This is a genomic window from Streptomyces aurantiogriseus (genome assembly GCF_014649375.1).
Classification (GTDB): domain Bacteria; phylum Actinomycetota; class Actinomycetes; order Streptomycetales; family Streptomycetaceae; genus Streptomyces; species Streptomyces aurantiogriseus.
This window is the reverse complement of record NZ_BMSX01000016.1, coordinates 237,441-259,206: the sequence shown is the minus strand read 5'-3', so window position 1 is coordinate 259,206 and position 21,766 is coordinate 237,441. Positions and strand designations below refer to the sequence as shown.

Below are 21,766 nucleotides of genomic sequence, written 5' to 3'. Positions count from 1 at the left end.
TGTCCGGCTGACGACAAGCGTTCGCTCGCGATGGCGTCTACGTGCATGACCCGGGGAGTGCTGAAACGACCTAAAAGGTTTTCGCAACGTAGGAGGGAGCTGATGGAGTGTCAAGAGCGAGGGCTGGGGCCCGTGTTCGCCGACCGTACGGTTCAGGACAGCGGCGCCGTGGATCCCCTGATCACCACGCGGCAGGGCAGGGTCTCGACGCCCGAGCGCCGCGCCCCGCCGATCGCGGTGAACAGGGCGTGCGCGGCCGCCCGGCCGACCTGCTCCAGGTTCATGTCGACACTGGTCAGCGGCGGGCGTGAAGCGGACGTCAGGACCTGCCAGTTGTCGAAGCCCATGACCGCCACGTCCTCCGGCACCCGGTGGCCGCGCTCGCGCAGCACGTCCATCACGCCACGGGCTATCTGGTCGCTGCCGCACAGGACGGCGTCCACCTCCGGGTGCTGGTCGAGCAGCAGCGCGGTGGCCGCCCGTCCCCAGCCCTCCGACCACGCCCCGAACCGCGGTTCACCGACCAGGGCCAGACCGGCGTCGGCGAGCGCGGCCCGGGTTCCCTCGGCCCGCTCCCGCGCCGCGAGGTATCCGGGGTCGCCGGTGATGTGCGCGATCCGGGTCCGGCCGCAGGCCAGCAGATGCTGCACCGCGATCCGGCCCGCGTCGACGTTGTCGGGCACGATCGACAGATCGTCGGGATCGTCCGACGGGGCGTACGCGTACACCACGGGGACGGGCAGCTCGCGGCCCAGGGACGGGCGGGGGTCGGTCCGGCTGCCCACCACGATGAGACCGTCGACGCGGCGTCCGAGCAGCGCGCGGACGTGGTGCTGCTCGCGGATCGCGTCGCCGCGGGCGTCGCAGAGGAAGACCGCCACCTCGCCCGCCCCGAAGGCGTCCTCCGCGCCCATGAGGATCGGGATGCTGAACCGGCCCTCCAGGTCGCTGGTGAGCAGACCGACGGTCCCCGTCCGCCCGGCGAGCAGACCGCGGGCCAGCTGGTTGGGCCGGAACGACAGCCGCTCGGCGGCTTCGATCACCCGCTGGCGGGTCTCGGCGCGCACCTGGCTGCGGCCGTTGAGGGCCTTGGACGCGGTGGCGATGGACACGCCCGCCAGCCGGGCGACGTCGCCGAGCGTGGCGGGATGCGAACGAGAGGGGCCGGCGGCCTGGGGCATGGGTGTTCTCCTGTCTCGCGTCGCGTGCCGAGGCCGTCGAGGGTGGCACGTCGCGCGTAAAACGGTACGCGAGATGTTTCGGCAGCGTGTGTCCAGGGCGTTTCCACGGTTTCGCATAGACGTCGGCAACCGCTCTCTGCAAGGGGATTGACGACCCGTTAGCCACAGTCCTAGCTTTCTGAAAGCCTTTTCGGTTCATTTCTGTCGAGGGGGATCATCATGGGGAGCACGACCGGACCACGTGGACGCGTACGCCGGCTCGTCACCGGTGCCGTCGCGCTCCTCGCCGCCGCGAGCCTGGTCACGGCCTGCGGGTCGGGCGACGGCGGATCGGACGGCGGCGGAGACGGCCGGGCGGCGGACGCGAACGGGGTCGACGACGGCACCACACTGACCATGTGGACGCGTGCGGCGACCCGGCCGCAGAGCGAGGCACTGGTCAAGGCGTACAACGCGAGCCACAAGAACAAGATCGAACTCACCGTCATCCCCACCGACGACTACCAGGCCAAGGTCGGCGCGGCCGCCGGATCCCGGGACCTGCCCGACCTCTTCGCCTCCGACGTGGTGTTCGTCCCGAACTACACCACCAGCGGACTCTTCGCCGACCTCAGCGAACGCGTCGACGCCCTGCCCTTCGCCGAGCACCTCGCCCAGTCGCACATCAAGGCCGGCACGTACGAGGGCAAGAAGTACGTCGTGCCGCACACCCTCGATCTGTCGGTGCTCTTCTACAACAAGGAGCTCTACCGGCAGGCCGAGCTGGACCCCGCGAAGCCGCCCACCACCCTGGAGGAGTGGGACCGGCACGCACGGGCCGTGGACGCGCTGGGCGGCGGAGTCGACGGCACCTTCTTCGGCGGCAGCTGCGGCGGCTGCGGCGTCTTCACCTGGTGGCCGTCCATCTGGGCGGCGGGTGAGGACGTACTGAACAAGGAAGGCACCGAGGCGGAACTCGACTCCGCCACCGCGAAGAAGGTCTACGAGACCTACCGCGGATGGGTGAAGGACGACATCGCGGCCCCCGGCGCACGCGACGAGACGGGCACGACCTGGACCGGCGTCTTCCCGAAGGGGAAGGTCGGTGTGATGCCCATGCCGTCGACCACCCTGGGGCTGATGCCCAAGGACCTCGACCTCGGCGTCGCCCCCATCCCCGGCCCGGGCGGCGGCAAGTCCACCTTCGTCGGCGGTGACGCCATCGGCATCGCGGCCACCAGCAAGTCCGCCGACCAGGCCTGGAACTTCCTCGCCTGGTCGCTGGGCGACGCGGCCCAGGTCGACGTGGTCGCCGCGCACAAGGACGTGGTGGCGCGCACCGACCTCGCGTCCAACAAGCACTCCGCCGCGGACCCGCGCCTGGTCACGATCAACCAGCTCGTGGCCGACGGCCGTACCCCGTACGCGCTGAAGTTCGGCCAGACCTTCAACGACCCCAACGGGCCCTGGCTGACCCTGATGCGCAACGCCGTCTTCGGCGACGGGGCGTCCGTCGACAAGGACAACAAGGCGGTCACCGCCTCGCTGGCCGACTGAGCGGCACCTGTACACCCGCCCGAAGGCACACCCTCCCACGTCACACGGCAGAGGAGAGCCATGCAGGTGAAGGCGCCCGACCGAGCGCCCGCCGAACACCGGGCCCCACCCGAACACCGGGCCCGCCGATCCCCTACGTCCACGCCCCTGTGGCGGTCCCGCAAGGTCCAGGGGCTCGCCTACGCGGCCCCCACGGCCCTGTTCGTCGCCGTCTTCTTCCTGCTGCCCCTGCTGCTCGTCGGGCAGATGTCGCTCAGCGACTGGCCCCTGCTCGCGGGGGACCGGGGCGGCAACGCCCCCGAGAACTACACCGACGTCACCGACAGCCCCCTGTTCTGGCCCGCCGTCCGCTTCACCCTCCTCTACACCGTGATCGTCACGGTCGTCCTCCTCGGCCTGGCGCTCCTCCTCGCCCTCCTGGTGCAGGAGTCCCGTCCCGGCGCCGGCTTCTTCCGCACGGTCTACTTCCTGCCCGGCGCCCTCGGACTGGCCTCCGCCTCCCTGCTCTTCTGGGGCCTGTACAGCCCCACCACCGGCCCCCTCAGCCGCACCCTGGAAAAGCTCGGCCTCGTCGACGAGCCGGTGTCCTTCCTCGGCACGCCGACCTCGGCCCTGCTGTCGACGGTGTTCCTCGTCGTCTGGAAGTTCGCCGGCTTCTACATGCTGATCCTCCTCGTGGGCCTCCAGCGCATCCCCCACGAGGTGTACGAGGCGGCACGGATGGACGGCGCGAGCCGCGCCCAGATCTTCCGCGGCATCACACTGCCGCTGCTGCGGCCGTCGCTCGCCCTGTCCCTGCTGCTCTGCGTGACCGGATCCCTGCTCGCGTTCGACCAGTTCTTCGTCCTCACCAAGGGCGGCCCGGACAACAGCACCGTCACCATCGTGCAGTTGATCTACCGCGAGGCGTTCCAGCGGCTGAACCTCGGCACCGCGGCGGCCCTCTCGATCATCGTGCTGGCCGCGCTGCTCCTGCTCAACGTCCTGCAGTTCCGCGGACTGCGGCACGCCGACGAGTCATGACCCACCCCGCACAGGACACCCGCCTCTGGAGAAGGGACACCACGGTGCTCACCCGCGCCCTCGGCCGGACGCCCCACTACGTCGTCGCCGGAGGTCTGGCCGTCATCTTCCTCTTCCCCCTGCTGTGGAACGCCTGGGCCTCGGTCAGCGGCCAGCCCGGCACCGCCCAGGAATCCGGCTACGGCCTCGGCAACTACCGGACACTCCTCGAGTACGACGCGGGCCTGTGGCGGTACCTCCTCAACAGCACCGTCGTCTCGGCGCTCACCGTGGCCCTGACCCTCGCGGTGTCCCTGCTCGGCGGCTACGCCTTCGCCCGCTTCACCTTCCCCGGCAAGAACCTGCTGTTCCTGCTCACCCTGGCCATCCTCATGGTCCCGTACGCCACGCTCCTCATCCCGCTCTATGTGCTGCTCGGCAGGCTCCATCTGCAGAACTCGCTGATCGGGCTGAGCCTGGTGCTCGCCATGTTCCAACTGCCGTTCGCCACCTTCATGATGCGGATCTCCTTCGAGGCGGTGCCGCGCGAACTGGAGGAGTCGGCGCTCGTCGACGGCTGCGGCACGGCGGGCGCGCTGCGCCGGGTCCTCCTCCCCGCGGTGCGGCCGGGGCTGATCACCGTGGGGCTCTTCGCCTTCCTCGCGGCCTGGAACGACTTCATCGCACCCCTGATCCTCATCTCGGACAGCGAGAAGGCGCCCCTGCCGCTGGCCGTCGCGAACCTGCGGCAGCAGAGCATGGGTGCCGTCGACTACGGGGCGACCGAGGCGGGCGTGGTGGTCCTCGCCGTGCCCTGCCTCCTGCTCTTCCTGCTGCTGCAACGGCACTACGTGCGGGGCTTCATGTCCGGCGCGCTCAAGGGCTGAAAGGCATGCGAACAGACCACGACCGAAGGGACGAACCGAAGGCATGAACTGGTGAGGGAGAACACGGCACAGTCATCCGCCCTGCCGGTGGCGCCCACCCGAGGCCGGCTCAGGCCTCTCGGCCTCGACGAGGTCAGGATCACCGGAGGCTTCTGGGCCCGGTGCCGGCACATCAACGCGACCGCCACCCTCGGCCACTGCCGCGACTGGATGGAACGCGTCGGCTGGACCGGCAACTTCCGGGCCGCCGCCGAGGGCCGCATCCACCGGGACCGGCGGGGCCGCGAGTTCGCCGACTCCGAGCACTACAAACTCCTGGAGGCCATGGCCTGGGAGGCGGGCGGCGGCACCCCGCTCGACGCGGACATCGCCGCACTCACCGACGTCATCGCACCCGCCCAGGAACCGGACGGCTACCTGAACACCGCCTTCGGCCGCCCCGGACAACAGCCCCGCTACAGCGACCTCGAATGGGGCCATGAACTCTACTGCCACGGGTTCCTGATCCAGGCGGGTGTGGCACAGGCCCGGTCGCGCGGCGAGGGCGAACTGGCGAAGATCGCCCGGCGGGCCGCCGACCACGTGTGCGCCACCTTCGGCCCGGGCGGCATCGAGGCCGTCTGCGGCCACCCGGAGATCGAGTCGGCCCTGGTGGAACTCGCCCGGCTGACGGGGGAGCAGCGCTACCTCGACCAGGCCGCCCTCTTCGTCGAACGCCGTGGCCACGGCACGCTCGCCGACATCGAGTTCGGCCGCGCCTACTACCAGGACGACCTGCCCGTGCGGGACGCCACGGTGCTGCGCGGCCACGCCGTCCGCGCCCTCTACCTCGCGGCCGGCGCCGTCGACGTGGCCGTGGAGACGGGGGACGACGCCCTGCTCGCCGCGGTCGTCCGGCAGTGGGAGGCGGCAGTCGCCCGGCGCACCTACCTGACCGGCGGCATGGGCTCCCACCACCGCGACGAGTCCTTCGGCGACGACTTCGTGCTGCCCCCGGACCGCGCCTACTCGGAGACCTGCGCGGGCGTCGCCTCCGTGATGCTCAGCTGGCGGCTGCTGCTCGCCACCGGCGAGCCACGCTTCGCCGACCTCGCCGAGCGGACCCTCTTCAACGTCGTCGCGACCTCCCCGTCCGAGGACGGCCGGTCCTTCTTCTACGCCAACACCCTGCACCGGCGTCGCCGCGGCACCGTACCCGCCGCCAACGTCGACAGCCCGCGCGCCGAGTCGAGCCTGCGCGCGCCCTGGTTCGCGGTGTCCTGCTGCCCCACCAACGTGGCGCGGACCCTGGCCGTGCTGCCCGCGTACCTGGCGACGGCGGACGACCACGGCATCCAGCTGCACCAGTACGCGGACGCGGAGATCACCACCTCCCTCGCGGGCGGCCACGGCGTCGCGCTGCGGGTCGGTACCGACTATCCCTCCGGCGGAAGCGTGACCGTACGGATCGGGCGGTCCCCGGACCACCCGTGGACCCTGTCGCTGCGCGTCCCCGCCTGGACGGAGGGCGCCACCGCGTGGCTGGTCGACCCCGACGGGGAACGCCGAGCCGTCGCCCCCGGCACGGCCTCGGTCACCCGGGTCTTCCGGCCCGGTGACGAGATACGGCTCGACCTGCCCATGGCGCCACGCTGGATCGGAGCCGACCCGCGCATCGACGCGACACGCGGCACGGCGGCCGTCCAGCGCGGGCCGCTGGTGTACTGCGCCGAGTCCGTGGACCTGCCGGACGGACACGACGTCGACGCCGTACGGGTGGACCCGTCCGCCGAGCCGGAGGACGGGCCGGACGACACCGTGGTCGTGCCGGGTGAAGTGGCCCCACCGGGTGAACCGGGCGACGCCGCGTGGCCGTATCGGCCGCTCGGCCACGTCGCCGCGCCGGCCGCCCGGCACACCGGCATCGTCCTGGTGCCCTACCACTCCTGGGCGAACCGCGGTCCCTCGACGATGCGGGTGTGGCTGCCGACGACGGAAGCGGACAGCACCGGGACAGGGAGGTAGGCGTGCACGGACCGCGAAGACGGCACCACCGCGGAACCCTGGCCGGAGCGCTGGCCCTGGGGCTGCTGGCCTCGCTCGCCGCCACCTCGCCCGCCGAGGCCGACAACGCGGGCATCGGCTACCCCGTCTACTCCGGCTCCGCCCGGCCCGTGCCGGAACTGCCGGCCGGCTTCACCACCCACCGCACCCTGCGCGCCCAGTACGAGGCCGATCGCAGGGCCGGTGACGGCACCGACTTCTGGATGGACCGCATGCTGGCCCGCAAGGGCGAGGACCCGGCCGGCGACTGGCTGTTCACCCGGGGCCGGGCGGTGTTCATGAAGGAACACGACCCCGCCCCGCTCGGGTTCGCCGGCAAGGTCGCGTACTGGGAGAGCATCGACAACCGGTCCGCGTACACCGTGAACCTGGCCGTGGACGGCGAGAACCTCACCCTCCGCGAGGACACCGGCGCCCGCACGCAGACCCCCAGCCACTGGCGCAGCGAGTTCACCCACGAGGCCACCGGACTGAAGGTCACGCAGACCAAGTTCATCACCGACGCCAATGTCGCCGTGACGAACCTGGCCGTCGCCAACACCGGTTCCGCTCGCCGCGAGGTCACCCTGCGCGCCTCGTCCCCGTACACCACGACCCCCGAGGGCCGTGAACTCACCGGTGCGGTGGCCGCGAAGAACAACCTCACCACCGTCTTCCCCCGGTTCAGCGGCGACGGGATGGCTCCCGCCGCCGACGGCGAGGCCCTGACGCGTACCCTCACCGTACCCGCGGGCCGCACCCTCACCACCAAGGTCCAACTCGGCTTCGTCACCGAGGAGATCACCCGCTCCCGGACCGAGTACGACGCCGTGCGCACCGCGCCCCCGGCCGCCGCCTTCCGGCAGCACGTACAGACGTACAACCGCTGGTGGGCCGAGAACCTGCCCTACCTCGACATCCCGGACGACAACATCGAGAAGACGCTCTACTACCGCTGGTGGCTGCTGCGTTACAACTACCTCGACGCCGACATCCCGGGCAACGACTACCAGTTCCCGACCTCCATGGAGGGGGTGCTCGGCTACAACAACGCCATCGCCCTGACCGTGGGCATGTTCGTCGACGACCTCAAGTACCTGCGCGACCCGAGCTACTCCTACGGCCCCTGGGTGTCGGCCGGCGAGGTCTCGAAGAGCGGCAAGTACACCGACAACCCCGGCGACCCGGAGAACTGGTCCAACAGCTACACCCAGTACATCTCCGAGGCCGCCTGGCGCTCCTACCAGGTGCACGGCGGTCCCGACGGGATCGTGCGCAACCTCGCGCGGTACGCCGAGCAGGACGTCCGTGGCCAGCTGGAGAACTACGACCACGACGGCAACGGCCTCATCGAGTACGACTGGGGCGCCATGACCGGCAACGACGCCGACGCGGTGTCCTTCGACTGGAAGCCCGGGAACCTCGACCGCGCCGAATCGGCGTACGTCTACAGCAACGCGACGGCGGCGGCCCGCGCCTACGACCTGCTCGGCGAGACCGGGAAGGCCGGCGAGATGCGCGGGATCGCGAACCGGGTCAAGGACGCCGTCCTGGAACACCTCTGGGACCCGAAGGACAAGCTGCTCAAGCACCGGCACGTGGCCACCGACACCCTCGTGCCCTGGAAAGAGATCAACAACTACTACCCGTACAGCGTGGGTCTGATGCCCACACCGGACGAGGACCCGCAGTACCTCGAGGCCCTGCGGCTGTGGGCGGACGCCGAGCAGTACCCCGTCTTCCCGTTCTTCACGGCCAACCAGGCCGACAAGGCGGAGGCGGCGGAGCAGGGACACCCGGGGAGCAACAACTTCTCCGTCATCAACTCCACCGTCACCTTCCGCTTCCTCTCCTCGGTGCTGCGGAAGTACCCCAACCCGTACATCGACCGCACCTGGTACAAGAAGCTGCTGTCCTGGAACGCCTGGGCCCACTACGTCGACGGTGACAACCGCCGGCCCGACCAGAACGAGTTCTGGGCCGACGGCAGCGCCGACCCGCAGAAGATCGGCTACCGCTCCTGGATCCACCACACCATCCTCGGCACCACCAACTGGACCGTGATCGAGGACGCGATGGGCTTCCGGCCGCGCGACGACCGGAAGATCGAGCTGTGGCCGATCGACGTCGACTGGCCGCACTTCGCCGTCACCGACATCAACTACCGCGGCACCGACGTGGCCGTGCTGTGGGACGCACCCGGCGACGGGAAACGGCCGTACGGCAGGAAGGTCCCCGAGGGGTACTCCGTCTACCTCGACGGAAAGCTCGCTCTCACCGCCGACCGCCTCACCCACCTCGTCTACGACCCCGCCACCCGCAAGGTGACCTTCCCCGACGGCGGCGGCGCCAAGGCCCGGACCACCGGTCTGCGTACGGCCGTCGCCGAGCCGCAGGACGTCGAGTACGGCCCGAAGGACCGCGTCACCGACCTCTTCGCCAAGGCGGGCCGGGACCTGACAGGCCGGGCGCGGGAGAACCTCGCCGCCGGAGCCACGGCCCGTGCCTCCCACGAGGCCCAGGGGAGAGGCGTGGCCGGCGCGGTCGACGGCTTCACCGTCAACGAGCCCTTCTGGGGCGCCCGCGGCTCGGGCGACACCGAGGACTGGTACGAGATCGACTTCGGACGCCCGCGCACGGTCGACGACGTCCGGCTCCACTTCTACAGCGACAAACGCCCCGGCGGCTACGCCGAACCCGCCCTGTACACGGTGCAGTACCAGGACGGCGACGGGCAGTGGAAGGACGTGGCCGGACCGGTCAGGTCACCGGTCCATCCGCGGGCCAACCTCAACCAGGTGCGCTTCCGGAAGGCCACCACCGAGAAGCTGCGGGTGCTGCTGCGCCACCGGGACGGCCACACCAGCGGCCTCAAGGAGATCCAGGCGTACGCCACCGGCGTCAGGCCACCGGCGGCACGCAACCAACCCCCGTACGTCGAGGCGTGGCGCGACACGACGTACAGCCGGCCGGGTCAGGTCAGGCTGACGGGGATCGTGGAGGACGACGGGCTCCCGCAGCGGAGGCTGTCCGCCGCGTGGAAGACGACGGACGGCCCGGACGGCGGCACCGTCATCTTCGACACCCCGGGCGCCTCGTCGACGGTCGCCCGCTTCACGAAGGCCGGCATCTACACCCTCGAACTCACCGGCGACGACGGCGCCCTGCGGTCGTCCAAGAAGGTCGTCGTGAAGGTGGAGGGCCTCTCGGACGGACAGGTGAACGTGGCGCCGTTCGCGACCCCCACCGCGTCCTACACCTCGGGCTGGGAGTCGGTCGCCGCGATCAACGACGGCCGGGAACCCGCCTCGTCGGCCGACGCCCCGCGCTGGGGCAGCTGGCCCGAGAAGGGCACCCAGTGGGTCCAGTACACCTGGGACGACCCGGTCCGCGTGGACGGATCCGACCTGTACTTCTTCCGCGACGCACAGCCGGGCGCGGCCGACGGCGTCGGAGTGCCGGCCTCCTGGGTCATCGAGTACCGCGACGGCGACACCTGGCGCGAGGTCGCCTCGCCCAGCGGCTACGGCACCGCCGAGGACCGCTACAACCGGACCACCTTCACCCCCGTCACCACCACGGCCCTGCGCGCCCGGCTGACCGGACACACCGACCTGGCGCTCGGCGTCCAGGAGTGGAAGGTGTACGCCGAGACACCGGAGTCCGTGCGCGAGGTCCACGTCCCCACCCTCCGCGGCAAGCTCCCCGAACTCCCCGGCGAGGTGACGCTGGTGTACGCCGACGGCTCGACGGCGCGCTCGCCGGTGGCCTGGCCCGCCCTCACCGAGGACCAGGTCGCCGAGGGCGGCACCAGCGTACGGATCACCGGGCTCGCCGACCGGACCGCGCAGCCCGTCACCGCGACCGTGTGGGTGCGCCAGACCGACGCCGTCGAGATCACCAGCCTTGCGGAGGAACGCGTCACCACCCGGGCCGGCACGGCGCCCACGCTCCCGGCGAGCGTGGTCGCCACCTACAACGACGGCTCCAAGGACAGCCGGATCTCCGTGTCCTGGGACCCGGTGGATCCGGACCAGTACGCCGGGCCGGGGTCCTTCGAGGTGAAGGGGACCGTGGCGGGCACCGGTCACCGCGCCACGGCCACCGTCACCGTGACCGCTTCTCCATGACGTCGCCCTTCCACCGCCCATGCCCGCCGACGACCGACGATCGGAGTCCGCGCATGTACCGACCCCCCTCCCGCCGCCGTGTGCTGAGGCTGGCGGCGCAGACCGCGGCCGCCACCCCCCTCGTGTACGCCCTCACACCCGAGGTCGCCCTGGCCGCGGCGCCCGCCGAGGCCCCCGTGGCCTCGCTGCCCGCCGGGCCCGCCGTGGCCGCGCTTCCCACCCCGCCCACCTGGGCCGTACGCCCCTTCCCCCTGGACCAGGTGTCCCTCGGCGACGGCGTCTTCCGTCGCAAGCGGGACCTGATGCTCGACTACGCCAGGTCCTACCCGGCCGACCGCATCCTGGCCGTCTTCCGCGCCAACGCCGGGCTCGACACCCGCGGCGCCCGGCCGCCCGGCGGCTGGGAGACCTCCGACGGCAACCTGCGCGGCCACTACGGCGGCCACTTCCTCACCCTCGTCGCCCAGGCGTACGCCGACACGCGGGAGGCCGCGCTCAAGGCCAAGCTCGACTACCTGGTCGGCGCGCTCGGCGAGTGCCAGCGGGCCCTGGCGGAGCACGGCTCGCCCCGGCCCAGTCACCCCGGCTACCTGGCCGCGTACCCGGAGACACAGTTCATCCTGCTGGAGAGCTACACGACGTACCCCACCATCTGGGCGCCGTACTACACCTGCCACAAGATCATGCGCGGTCTCCTCGACGCGCACACGCTGGCCGGGAACGCGCAGGCCCTGGAGATCGCCGCGAAGATGGGCGACTGGGTGCACAGCCGGCTCGGGCACCTGCCGAAGGCGCAGCTGGAACGGATGTGGTCGATCTACATCGCCGGTGAGTACGGCGGTATGAACGAGGTGATGGCGGACCTGTACGCCCTCACCGGCCGGGAGGAACACCTCGCCGCCGCCCGCTGTTTCGACAACACCGCGCTGCTGGACGCCTGTGCCGAGGACCGGGACATCCTCGACGGCCGTCACGCCAATCAGCACATCCCCCAGTTCACCGGGTACCTGCGGCTGTTCGACCACACGGGGGAGGAGGAGTACGCCGCCGCGGCACGCAACTTCTGGGGCATGGTCGCGGGCCCCCGCACGTACAGCCTGGGCGGCACGGGCCAGGGCGAGATGTTCCGGGCCAGAGGGGCCATCGCGGCCACCCTGGACGACAAGAACGCCGAGACCTGCGCGACGTACAACATGCTCAAGCTGAGCCGTCAGCTGTTCTTCCGCGAGCCCGACCCCGCCTACATGGACTACTACGAGCGGGGCCTGACCAACCACATCCTCGCCTCCCGCCGGGACGCCCCCAGCACCAGCAGCCCGGAGGTCACCTACTTCGTCGGCATGGGCCCGGGGGTCGTGCGCCAGTACGACAACACCGGCACCTGCTGCGGCGGCACCGGCATGGAGAACCACACCAAGTACCAGGACTCGGTCTACTTCCGATCGGCCGACGGCAACGCGCTGTACGTCAACCTCTACCTCGCCTCGACCCTGCGGTGGCCGGAGCGAGGTCTCGTCATCGAGCAGACGAGCGACTACCCGGCCGAGGGCGTGCGCACCCTGACCTTCCGGGAGGGCGGCGGCAGGCTCGACCTGCGACTGCGGGTTCCGTCCTGGGCCACGGGAGGCTTCACCGTCACGGTCAACGGGGTCCGGCAACGAGTGGCGGCGGTGCCCGGCAGCTACGTCACCCTCAGCAGAAGCTGGAGGCGCGGCGACCGGGTCCGGATCTCGACGCCGTACCGTCTGCGCATCGAAAGGGCCCTGGACGACCCCGCGGTCCAGTCGGTCTTCCACGGTCCTGTCCTCCTGGTCGCACAGAGCCCGGAACAGGGCTTCCGTACCTTCTCCTTCTACAAGCACTTCACGCTCCGGGGCGATCTCGCCGACGCGATCCGGCCCGAGGGCCGCCCCCTGCACTTCACCACGCACGGCCTGACCCTCGCCCCGTTCCACATCGCGGACGGCACCCGCTACCACGCCTACTTCAAGCGCTCCGAACCCGTCGTCGTGTTCGGCACGACCGACTCGGGCGTACCGAACCGCGCCGGTGGCGACGGCCTGACCTTCCTCGACGTGCTCTGGGCCCAGGCACCCTTCGTGACCTCGGGCCGTTTCGTGGGGGCGGTGCGCGCCCTCGCGGACGACTGGCTGTCCGCGGGGCTGTTCACCCGCGCCGAGCGCGACCGCGTCGTCGCCGCCGCGGTCGGCGCGGACCTGAGGCGCTGAGGGACCGACCGACTGCACGACGTCCGGGATCCGGGCGGTTCACAGCCAGGCGTCGAAGTCTGAGGCCTTGTACCGACCGACGCCCCTCACGCTGACCGCCCACCCGGCGTCGAGCAGTCGGTGCGCCCACTCGAATGCGGTCGAAATGCGGAGCGCCCCGGCTGCTTCCCCGTTTTTGAATTCCTCCTGCACGAACCGGCGAAACCCCGCGGCGCCTCACTCCGGTACACCACCCGTCCGTACAGCCGAAACGGTTGACCTGCGTCGTCAGTGAACAGAACGCATTCCGCGCACAAAGATGCGTCGGTTCGTCGTTGACCGGTGATTCGCGGCAGGGCCAGGGTGGTGGAGCCACAGCGGGTTCCCCTGGCCCGTTTTCCGGTCACCGAATTGCGTGCAGGAGGCCGTGATGCTCCAGACAGACATCCGTGAACAAACCGAATTGCGGGAAGACCACGACGCGGCTACCGCCGCCACGCCCGGGCCCGCCTCACCGACCGCTCCGGCGGACGGCGACGCACTGCTGTTCCAGCGCTGCCGCTGGTGCGGCACTCCGGCCTACCGCCGCTCGTTCTGCCGCGCCTGCGGGTCCATGGCCTTCGCACAGGAGCGCAGCTCGGGTACCGGGGTCGTCGTCCGCCGCAACGGCCCGTCCCCGCACAACACCTGGTTCGTCGCGATGGACGAGGGATTCACCCTGATCTGCCAGGTCACCGGGGCGGCGCCGGTCGCGGTCGCGGTCGGGGCAAAGGTGCGTGTCGTACGGGCCGGCGCCCCCCTGGGCCAGGGCCTTCCCGTCGTCGAACTCACTCGCCGGGAGCCGCCTGCGGAGCCCTGGTGGTGACGGGAAACGGCTCCGGCGGAGCCACGTTCGGGTAGACGGGACGATCAGAGAGGAGGGTGCGTGGGCACCCAGAACAACGCGCCGGACGGATGGGCCGGCGTTCTCGACGGAGCGAGGCGTGGAGCGCTGGACGGTCTGCGCATCGCCGACTTCTCCCGGGTTCTCGCGGGGCCCTATGCCACCATGCTCCTCGCCGACCTCGGCGCCGACGTGGTGAAGGTCGAGCGGCCGGGCATCGGAGACGACACCCGGGCCTGGCACCCCCCGGCCGACCACGACGGCACGTCGACGTACTTCCTGAGCGTCAACCGGAACAAGAGGTCGGTCGTCCTGGACCTGACCACGGAGGCCGGCCGTGAACAGGCACGTGCCCTGGTGGCCGAGTCCGACGTGCTGGTGGAGAACTTCCGACCCGGCACGATGGAGCGGCTGGGCCTCGGCCACAAGGAGCTCCGCGCACTGCACCCGGAGCTGATCTACTGCTCGATCAGCGGTTTCGGCAGCGGTGAGGGCGCCGCGATCCCCGGTTACGACCTGCTCGTCCAGGCTGTCGGCGGCCTCATGAGCGTGACCGGGAACGCGGACGGGGAACCGGTGAAGGCGGGCGTGGCCCTGGTCGACGTGATCACCGGACTGCACGCCTCGCTCGGCGTCCTCGCCGCTCTCCGGCACCGGGACGCCACCGGGCAGGGGCAGCTCGTGGAGGTGAACCTGCTCGGCTCGCTGCTGTCGGCCCTGGTCAACCAGGCATCGGCGTTCGCCGTCGCCGGTGTCGTCCCGGGGCGCCTGGGCAACGCGCACCCGAGCATCGCCCCGTACGAGACCTTCCCGACCGCCGATCGTCCGATCGCGCTCGCGGTGGGCAACGACCGCCAGTTCGCGGCGCTCGCCGAGGTCGTCGGAGATCCCGGCCTCGCTCTCGACGACCGCTTCCGCACCAATACCGACCGGGTCGCCCACCGCGGCGAACTGCGGGACATCCTGACCGAGCGGCTGGGCGCCGCCGGAGCCGACCACTGGTCGGGCGCCCTGCTGGCCGCGGGCGTGCCCGCCGGACCCGTCAACGCCCTGGACGAGGCCTTCGCCTTCGCCGAGCGGCTCGGCCTTCCCGGCATCGTCGACATCCCCGCCGCGGCGGCCGACGGAGCGGGTGGCAGGCCCTCCCGCCAGGTCGCGAACCCCATCACGCTGAGTGAGACACCCGCGCGGTACCTCCTGCCTCCGCCGTGCCTGGGCCAGCACACCGCGGAGATTCTCCCTCGCTTGTCCGACCACGCCACAGAGCGAGAGGGAGCGATCACATGACCGTTCCCCGCACCATCACCATGACCGAACCCACCATGTCGACCACCAGGAGCGCACGATGAGCCGCAAGCCGCTGAAGGACCCCCTCGACCTGCTCGACCTCTCCTCCGCCCTCAGCGACGAGGAGCGCGAGATCCAGGCCACCGTCGCCAAGTTCCTCACCGACCGGGTGCGCCCGCACATCGGCGAGTGGTTCGAGAACGCCCACTTCGCCCGCGAACTCGCGCCGGAACTCGGCAAGTTGGGGGTGCTCGGCATGCACCTCGAAGGGTACGGCTGTGCCGGCACCAACGCCGTCAGCTACGGGCTGGCCTGCCTGGAACTGGAAGCGGCGGACTCCGGCTTCCGCAGCTTCGTCTCGGTGCAGGGCTCGCTGTCGATGTACTCCATCTGGAAGTGGGGTTCAGAGGGGCAGAAGCAGGAGTGGCTGCCCCGGCTCGCCGCCGGTGAGGCGATCGGCTGCTTCGGCCTGACCGAGCCCGACTTCGGCAGCAACCCCTCCGGGATGCGCACCCGGGCCGTCCGGGACGGCGGGGACTGGATCCTGAACGGCTCCAAGATGTGGATCACCAACGGCGGTATCGCCGACGTGGCCACCGTGTGGGCGCAGACCGAGGACGGCATCCGCGGCTTCCTCGTCCCGCGCGGCACGCCCGGCTTCACCACCCAGGACATCAAGCAGAAGATGTCGCTGCGCGCCTCCATCACCTCGGAGCTGTACTTCGACAACGTCCGGCTGCCCGACTCGGCGCGGCTGCCGCTCGCGGAGGGCTTGCGCGGACCGCTGTCCTGCCTGAACGAGGCCCGCTTCGGCATCCTGTTCGGCGCGGTCGGCGCGGCGCGCGACTCGCTCCAGGCGGCCATCGAGTACGCCGACTCCCGCGTGCAGTTCGACAAGCCCATCAGCGCCTTCCAGCTCACCCAGAAGAAGCTGGCCGACATGACGGTGTCCCTGAGCAGCGCGGCTCTGCTCGCCCTGCACCTGGGCCGCCTGAAGGACGAGCACCGTATCCGCCCCGAGCAGATCAGCGTGGGCAAGCTCAACAACGTCCGTGAAGCGATCGCCATCGCGCGGGAGTGCCGCAGCATCCTGGGCGCCAACGGCATCTCCCTGGAGTACTCGCCGCTGCGCCACGCCAACAACCTCGAGTCCGTCCTGACCTACGAGGGCACCAACGAGATGCACACCCTGGTCGTCGGTCAGGCGATCACCGGATACCCGGCGTTCCGCTGACCACTCGGCCCCGGTGTGAGTCGAGCGGCCCAACGGGAGTGCGGCGGCGACCGAGAAGAGGGTCACCGCCGCACGCGTCCGCGATACCGACGAAACTCAGTTCATGACACGGCCAGGCGCCGGAACCGGCTGCCGTGGAACACCAGCGGCGCCCGGTCGGGTTCGGCCTTCAGGCCGTGGATCTCCAGCAGGACGATGGTGTGGTCGCCGCCGGGGAACTCGGCGTGGACCGAGCAGTCCAGCCAGAGGTTGGCACCGTGGATGTACACGCCGCCGTCCACGCCGGCTTCCCAGTCGACGTCCGCGAACCGGTCCCCCGCCCTGCCGGCCAGCGATCGGCAGACCAGGTCCTGTCCCTCGGCCAGCACGCTCAGGCCCAGGCGGCTCTGCTTCCGCAGCTTCGGCCAGGTCGACGAGGTGTCCTGGACGCAGACCGACACCAGAGGGGGTTCGAGGGAGACCGGAGTGAAGGTGCTGGCGGCCATACCCACCGGCGTACCGGAGTCGAGTGCGCACAGGGCTGTCACCCCGGACGGGAAACAGCCGAACGCCTGGCGCAGCGCCGCGGGATCCGTCGGTGTCGCGACGAGCGGGCTCATCGGGCGTCCTCCTGACCCGACAGGACGGCGCCCAGGCGCCGCAGCGAGCCGTTGTTGCCGGCCACGTGCTGGGAGACGCAGCGGACGTCGCGCCAGCGACGCTGCATCGGGTTGCTGCTGTAGAGCCCCGCGCTGCCCGACAGCGTCATGATCTCGTTGAGGATCCGGCTGCCCTCGTGGTGAATGTGCTGGTGGCCGCCGGTGTAGCTGAACCACTCGGTCGGGGTGGGCTCCTCTCCCGCGAGTGCCCGGTCCATGACGGTGCGGCCGGTCTGCTCCCACAGGGCGTTCAGTGCCGCCGTGCGCAGGTGCAGCTCGGCGAACTTCTCCTGGAACACCGGGTCCTCACCGATGACCACCCTGGGGTTGAACGCCGGCCGTTTGGTGGCGGCCAGTTCGGCGAGGTCGCCGAGCGCACCCTCCAGACAGCCGATGATGACGGCGTCGTGCGAGGCACCGGTCGCGGTGTACGGCAGGTCGTAGAACGGAGCGGGGATGTTGTTGTCGCCCATCAGCGGCCCCGTGAACCGCTCGGGCACGAAGACGTCGTCCATCGTGAAGTCGGTGCTCTGCGTGGCACGCAGGCCCACCGCGTCCCAGGTGTCGAGGAACGTGACCTGCTCGGGGCGGACCAGCGCGACGCGCATGTCCGGACCGCCACCGGGCAGCGGGGGCGCGCCCTCGACCACGAAGCCCGCGAGCATCCAGTCCGGGGTGAACGAGCCACTGGCCAGCGGCCAGCGGCCACTGAGCCGGTAGCCGCCCTCCACCGGCGTCGCCTTCCCCTTCGGGGCTATCGCCCCGCGGAGCATCAGGTCGGCGCCGTCGCCGAAGACCTCCTTCTCAAGCGTCTGCCGGGGCAGCGACCGCACGAAGAACCAGGCCATCGAGGCCGCTTGAACGGTCCAGCCGGTCGAACCGTCGGCCTTCGCTATCTCCTGGACCACCCGAGCGCCTTCCACCAGGCCGAGCTGCTCGCCGCCCCAGGCCTTGGGCAGCGCCATCCGGAACACACCGGCTTCGCGCAGCGCGGTGATGATCTCCGCAGGCACCGCACGGGCCGCCTCGGCCTCGGCGGAGCCTGCCGCGATCTCGGGCAGATGCGCGCGGACGCGGCCGAGCACACTGTTGTCGGTCTCCCGGTCCTGGGAGGAGGTGGGCTCAAGCAAAGTCGTCATGATGGGTCTCCACATCGGACGAGCGGACTGCCGGCTCGTCATTCGGATTTCGATCGCGTTCGTGCTTCGGAGGCCGCGGTGACATGCGGGCCGGCCGACGCGAGGGGATGCGGTCGTGCTCGTCCCTGCACGAACCGTGGCCGATGCCTCCTGCTCACTGCCCCGAATGATCGGGCCGAGGCGCAAGGTCCCGCTTGTGTCCGGGAGCACGGGCATTTGGTCGGCTGAGAACTGCTGCCAGGCGTCGGCCACGGCCACCGTCGCGCCTGTCGGCGGGGACTTCCCGGCGTCCGTACCGGTCACGGCGGGACGCCGGCCTGTGATCCGCCGAACAGGGTGGTCACGGGCGGTTGCACATCACCCGCGGGGACCTAAACTCCCCGCAAAGGAGACGGGCTGCTCGTGCCGGACTCCTTGGGGGCAGAATCCGCAGGAGGAGAGCCGCATGCCCCGGATGACGACGCCGCACGACGGCCCCACCACCCGAAGACTGGAAAGCTGGCGGGACGCCGTCAGCCGGAACCTCGTGCCCTTGGAGGTCCTGCCCCGCGCATGCCCCGACTTCCGGGCCTCATTGCGGTCCGCGCAGGTCGGCCGGCTCCAGATGTCGGCCATCACGGCCGAACCGCACACCGTCGCGCGCACCCGGCGCCACATCGGGTCGGACGCGCCCGACTTCTTCCAGGTCACGCTGCAGCTCACCGGGCACGGTGTGCTCAGCCAGGGCGACCGACAGGCCCGAGTGGCGCCGGGCGAGCTGGTGATCTACGACACCCGCTGTCCCTTCACCTACGACCTCGATCAGTCCCACAGCGGCCTCGTGCTGATGTTCCCACGGCCCATGCTGCAGTTGACGGAACGCGAACTGGCGCGGGTGACGGCGACTCCGGTGTCGTGCCACGACGGACTCGGCCAGGTGGTGGGGCCCTTCCTGTACGGGCTGGCGCGGCAGGTGGAGCGACTGGAGCAACTGGGGTCCCGTGGCACGACCCGGCTCGCCGACAACGTGGTCGGCCTGATCGGCACCCTGCTGGCGGAGCACACCGGTGGGGACCGAGCACCCGACTTCGACGGCCCGAGCCTGCTCACCCAGCGCATCCTCGTCCACATGGAGCAGCGGCTCGCCGACCCCCGGCTGAGCCCCGAGGGAATCGCGGCCGCCCACCGCATCTCCCGCCGCTACCTGTACAAGTTGCTGGCGGAGCAGGGGTACACCGTCTCCGGCTGGATCCGGGAACAGCGTCTCGCCCGGTGCCGGCGCGACCTCGCGGATCCCGCCCTGGACCACCTACCGGTCGGGGCCATCGGCGGGCGGTGGGGTTTCCCGGACCCGGCCCACTTCAGCCACGCCTTCAAGGCGGCTTACGGCATGAGCCCTCGGGAGGCGCGCGCGGCCCGGCGATGACGTCAGCCGGGCCCTCAGGCCGCCTTGTAGCTGAAGAACCCCTGTCCGGACTTACGGCCGAGCAGTCCCGACTCGACCATGCGGCGCAGCAACGGGGGAGGGGCGTACAGCGGTTCCCGGTACTCCTCGTACAGCGCCTCGCCTATCGCCGCCACCGTGTCCAGCCCGATGAGGTCGGCGAGGCGCAGTGGGCCCATCGGGTGGGCGCAACCCGCCGTCATTCCCGTGTCGATGTCCTCCGCCGTCGCCGTACCGGTGCCGACCATCCGCACCGCGGCCAACAGGTACGGCACCAGGAGGGAGTTGACCACGAAGCCCGCGCGGTCCTGCGCCAGGATCGTCTTCTTGCCCAGGATCTCGCCCGCGAAGGCACGTACCCGCAGTTCCGTGGCCTTCGACGTGTGCAGCGAAGGGATCACCTCGACCAGTGGCATGACGGGGACGGGGTTGAAGAAGTGCAGGCCGACCACCGCCTCCGGCCGTCCGGTCACCGCCGCGAGGCGGGCGATGGGGATCGACGACGTGTTACTGGCCAGCACGGCGGCCGGGTCGGTGACCTCGTCCAACTGCCGGAACAGCGCCGTCTTCGCCCTCTCGTCCTCGACCGCGGCCTCGATGACCAGGTCCGCGCCGGACAGGTGGGTGAGGTCGGCGGTGGCCAATATCGAGGCCAGGGCGTGTGCGCGGTCCTCCGGTGTGAGTGCGCCGCGCTGCTCCGCCTTGAGCAGGGAGTCCGCCACACCCGCCAGGCCGGCCCGGGCCCTGTCCTCGGTCACGTCGCACAACGTGACGTGCAGCCCGGCGCGGGCGCAGACCTCGGTGATGCCCCGGCCCATCTGTCCGGCGCCGACGACGGCCACGTGCTTGATCGATGTCATGTTCTCCTCCGCCTGTCCTCCGTCCGGCGGCGGTCGACCGACGCCGTCACGGTCTGTGGTTCCGTGTCGAGCGTAGGCTGGGTGCAACCCCTCTGACCTGCTTCGATCGTGCGCTTTCCACGCACAAACATGCGTCGGTTCGTCGTTGACCCGCCGTACCGCGCGGAGCCAATCTGATCACGACGGTGGGGCGGGCCCGGCGGCCGGAGAGGTGAGTACGAGGAGGCGGGCGCGGGCTCGAGGACCGCGTCCCCGACCGATGTGACGGCGCAGCGGGGAGCGCGCCGAAGCGGCCTGAAGCGGGCGTCCGGCGAAGACTGACGCCCGGTCAGCGCGCGATCGTCCGCGCGGCTTCAGCCGACGGCGACCGTGGCGGCAGCCGCCTCCCGCAGTCGGCGGATCACGCCGCGCACCGCGGGCGAGGTCTCGCCCCTCCGGTAGGCGCCTACCAGACGGGTGGTCAGCGGTACGTCCGCCAGCGGACGGTAGGCCACCCCCGGGATGTGCACGCGGCGCAGCGAGTCGGGGACCAGAGCCACCGCGAGACCACCGCCCACCAGCGTCAGAGCCGCGACGAAATCCCGCACCGGGGGTGCGCACCGCGGGCTGAAACCTCCCTGCTCGGCCACCTCGAAGATCTGGTCGCGGCAGCCGTACTCCTCGTCGAAGTGCGGAGCCACGAAGCACTCGTCGCGCAGCTCCGCCGCCGGCACGGCCTCGTACGCCGCCAGCGGCGCGCCGGCCGGCAGCGCCAGGACGACATCCTCGGTGAGCAGGCACGTCGCCGTGACCTCGGGCGGGTACTCCGGCCTCCAGCGCAGGAAGCCGACGTCGATGTCCCCGCAGGCCAGCGCCTCCAGTTGGGCGGGCGTCTCCAACTCCCGTACCTGGACGGTCAGTTCGCTGCCGGAGGACGCGCAGCGGGTGAGGACGTCGGTCAGCACTCCGGAGAACGTGGCCGAGGCGACGTACGCGATCTGGGCGTGCCCCAGCTCTCCGCGCCCGGCACGCCGGCCCACCGCCTCGGCCCGGGCGGCCTGCGCGAGGGTCAGCCGCGCCTCCTCCAGGAACAGCCGCCCGGCACTGGTCAGGGCCGGGCGGGTGCGTCGTCCCCGGTCGATCAACCGCACGCCCAGATGCGACTCCAGGGCCCTGACCTGGGCGCTGAGCGCCGACGGAGCAAGATGCAGACGGTCCGCCGCCCTCGCGAAGTGCAGTTCCTCCGCGACGGTGACGAACGATTCCAGCCAGCGCAGTTCCACCGGCTCCTCCGTCCTGCTGGGCCTGTGCTGACGATAGCACCGGCCGTGTGCACGGCCGGCGGGGAAGAACACCCC

Annotated in this window: 15 protein-coding genes; 10 read left to right on the top strand and 5 right to left on the bottom strand. The window is 71.0% G+C overall.

Translation table 11 applies throughout. The features are described from left to right. Positions 1–152: 152 nt before the first annotated feature. Complete coding sequence (locus IE263_RS30890) at positions 153–1,181, bottom strand: LacI family DNA-binding transcriptional regulator (RefSeq protein WP_189941122.1); 1,029 nt, start codon at positions 1,179–1,181, stop codon at positions 153–155. A gap of 219 nt (positions 1,182–1,400) precedes the next feature. Here IE263_RS30890 and IE263_RS30885 point away from each other — a divergent pair, with 219 nt between their 5' ends. From IE263_RS30885 to IE263_RS30845, 9 genes are all read left to right on the top strand, one after another. Then, positions 1,401–2,717 (top strand): ABC transporter substrate-binding protein, encoded by a 1,317-nt coding sequence (locus IE263_RS30885; protein WP_189941121.1) that lies wholly within the window; start codon positions 1,401–1,403, stop codon positions 2,715–2,717. A gap of 60 nt (positions 2,718–2,777) precedes the next feature. Then, positions 2,778–3,740, top strand: coding sequence for a carbohydrate ABC transporter permease (locus IE263_RS30880; RefSeq protein WP_189941120.1), 963 nt, complete (start codon positions 2,778–2,780; stop codon positions 3,738–3,740). Between the two features lie 44 nt (positions 3,741–3,784). Then, entirely contained in the window at positions 3,785–4,606 is an 822-nt protein-coding gene (locus IE263_RS30875; RefSeq protein ID WP_189941155.1) for a carbohydrate ABC transporter permease, read from the top strand. 51 nt (positions 4,607–4,657) lie between these two features. Then, complete coding sequence (locus IE263_RS30870; RefSeq protein ID WP_189941119.1) at positions 4,658–6,610, top strand: glycoside hydrolase family 127 protein; 1,953 nt, start codon at positions 4,658–4,660, stop codon at positions 6,608–6,610. 2 nt (positions 6,611–6,612) lie between these two features. Next, complete coding sequence (locus tag IE263_RS30865; RefSeq protein WP_189941118.1) at positions 6,613–10,758, top strand: Ig-like domain-containing protein; 4,146 nt, start codon at positions 6,613–6,615, stop codon at positions 10,756–10,758. Positions 10,759–10,811: 53 nt separating this feature from the next. Then, a complete protein-coding gene (locus IE263_RS30860) occupies positions 10,812–12,986 on the top strand; it encodes a glycoside hydrolase family 127 protein (protein ID WP_189941117.1) in 2,175 nt (724 codons plus the stop codon). Positions 12,987–13,395: 409 nt separating this feature from the next. Beyond that, positions 13,396–13,830, top strand: a complete 435-nt coding sequence (locus IE263_RS30855) for a zinc ribbon domain-containing protein (protein WP_189941116.1) — start codon at positions 13,396–13,398, stop codon at positions 13,828–13,830. Between the two features lie 60 nt (positions 13,831–13,890). Then, positions 13,891–15,135 carry a CaiB/BaiF CoA transferase family protein gene (locus IE263_RS30850; protein ID WP_189941115.1) on the top strand — a complete coding sequence of 415 codons (1,245 nt, stop codon included), beginning with the start codon at positions 13,891–13,893 and terminating at the stop codon, positions 15,133–15,135. Positions 15,136–15,193: 58 nt separating this feature from the next. Next, positions 15,194–16,369 carry an acyl-CoA dehydrogenase family protein gene (locus tag IE263_RS30845; RefSeq protein WP_189941114.1) on the top strand — a complete coding sequence of 392 codons (1,176 nt, stop codon included), beginning with the start codon at positions 15,194–15,196 and terminating at the stop codon, positions 16,367–16,369. A 101-nt stretch (positions 16,370–16,470) separates the two neighbouring features. Here IE263_RS30845 and IE263_RS30840 read toward each other — a convergent pair whose 3' ends face one another. Both IE263_RS30840 and IE263_RS30835 read right to left on the bottom strand, forming a co-directional pair. Beyond that, the gene (locus IE263_RS30840; RefSeq protein WP_189941113.1) at positions 16,471–16,968 is read right to left on the bottom strand and encodes a flavin reductase family protein; all 498 of its coding nucleotides are present in this window, start codon (positions 16,966–16,968) and stop codon (positions 16,471–16,473) included. Beyond that, positions 16,965–18,146 carry an acyl-CoA dehydrogenase family protein gene (locus IE263_RS30835; RefSeq protein ID WP_189941112.1) on the bottom strand — a complete coding sequence of 394 codons (1,182 nt, stop codon included), beginning with the start codon at positions 18,144–18,146 and terminating at the stop codon, positions 16,965–16,967. The genes IE263_RS30840 and IE263_RS30835 overlap by 4 nt, the downstream gene beginning before the upstream one ends. Before the next feature lie 445 nt (positions 18,147–18,591). On the opposite strand from IE263_RS30835, the gene IE263_RS30830 reads away from it, so the two are divergent. Then, the gene (locus tag IE263_RS30830; RefSeq protein WP_189941111.1) at positions 18,592–19,551 is read left to right on the top strand and encodes an AraC-like ligand-binding domain-containing protein; all 960 of its coding nucleotides are present in this window, start codon (positions 18,592–18,594) and stop codon (positions 19,549–19,551) included. Between the two features lie 14 nt (positions 19,552–19,565). Here the strand turns inward: IE263_RS30830 and IE263_RS30825 are convergent, their stop codons facing one another. Then, positions 19,566–20,429, bottom strand: a complete 864-nt coding sequence (locus IE263_RS30825; protein WP_189941110.1) for a 3-hydroxybutyryl-CoA dehydrogenase — start codon at positions 20,427–20,429, stop codon at positions 19,566–19,568. Between the two features lie 353 nt (positions 20,430–20,782). Continuing rightward, positions 20,783–21,691: a LysR substrate-binding domain-containing protein gene (locus IE263_RS30820; RefSeq protein WP_189941109.1), complete on the bottom strand. Its 909-nt coding sequence runs from the start codon at positions 21,689–21,691 to the stop codon at positions 20,783–20,785. Between the last annotated feature and the right edge of the window lie 75 nt (positions 21,692–21,766).

Excerpts from the sequence above, each read along its gene's own strand:
- IE263_RS30890 (WP_189941122.1), bottom strand. The coding sequence starts at position 1,181 with ATGCCCCAGGCCGCCGGCCCCTCTCGTTCGCATCCCGCCACGCTCGGC.
- IE263_RS30885 (WP_189941121.1), top strand. The coding sequence starts at position 1,401 with ATGGGGAGCACGACCGGACCACGTGGACGCGTACGCCGGCTCGTCACC.
- IE263_RS30880 (WP_189941120.1), top strand. The coding sequence starts at position 2,778 with ATGCAGGTGAAGGCGCCCGACCGAGCGCCCGCCGAACACCGGGCCCCA.
- IE263_RS30860 (WP_189941117.1), top strand. The coding sequence starts at position 10,812 with ATGTACCGACCCCCCTCCCGCCGCCGTGTGCTGAGGCTGGCGGCGCAG.
- IE263_RS30855 (WP_189941116.1), top strand. The coding sequence starts at position 13,396 with ATGCTCCAGACAGACATCCGTGAACAAACCGAATTGCGGGAAGACCAC.
- IE263_RS30845 (WP_189941114.1), top strand. The coding sequence starts at position 15,194 with ATGAGCCGCAAGCCGCTGAAGGACCCCCTCGACCTGCTCGACCTCTCC.
- IE263_RS30840 (WP_189941113.1), bottom strand. The coding sequence starts at position 16,968 with ATGAGCCCGCTCGTCGCGACACCGACGGATCCCGCGGCGCTGCGCCAG.
- IE263_RS30835 (WP_189941112.1), bottom strand. The coding sequence starts at position 18,146 with ATGACGACTTTGCTTGAGCCCACCTCCTCCCAGGACCGGGAGACCGAC.
- IE263_RS30830 (WP_189941111.1), top strand. The coding sequence starts at position 18,592 with ATGCCCCGGATGACGACGCCGCACGACGGCCCCACCACCCGAAGACTG.
- IE263_RS30825 (WP_189941110.1), bottom strand. The coding sequence starts at position 20,429 with ATGACATCGATCAAGCACGTGGCCGTCGTCGGCGCCGGACAGATGGGC.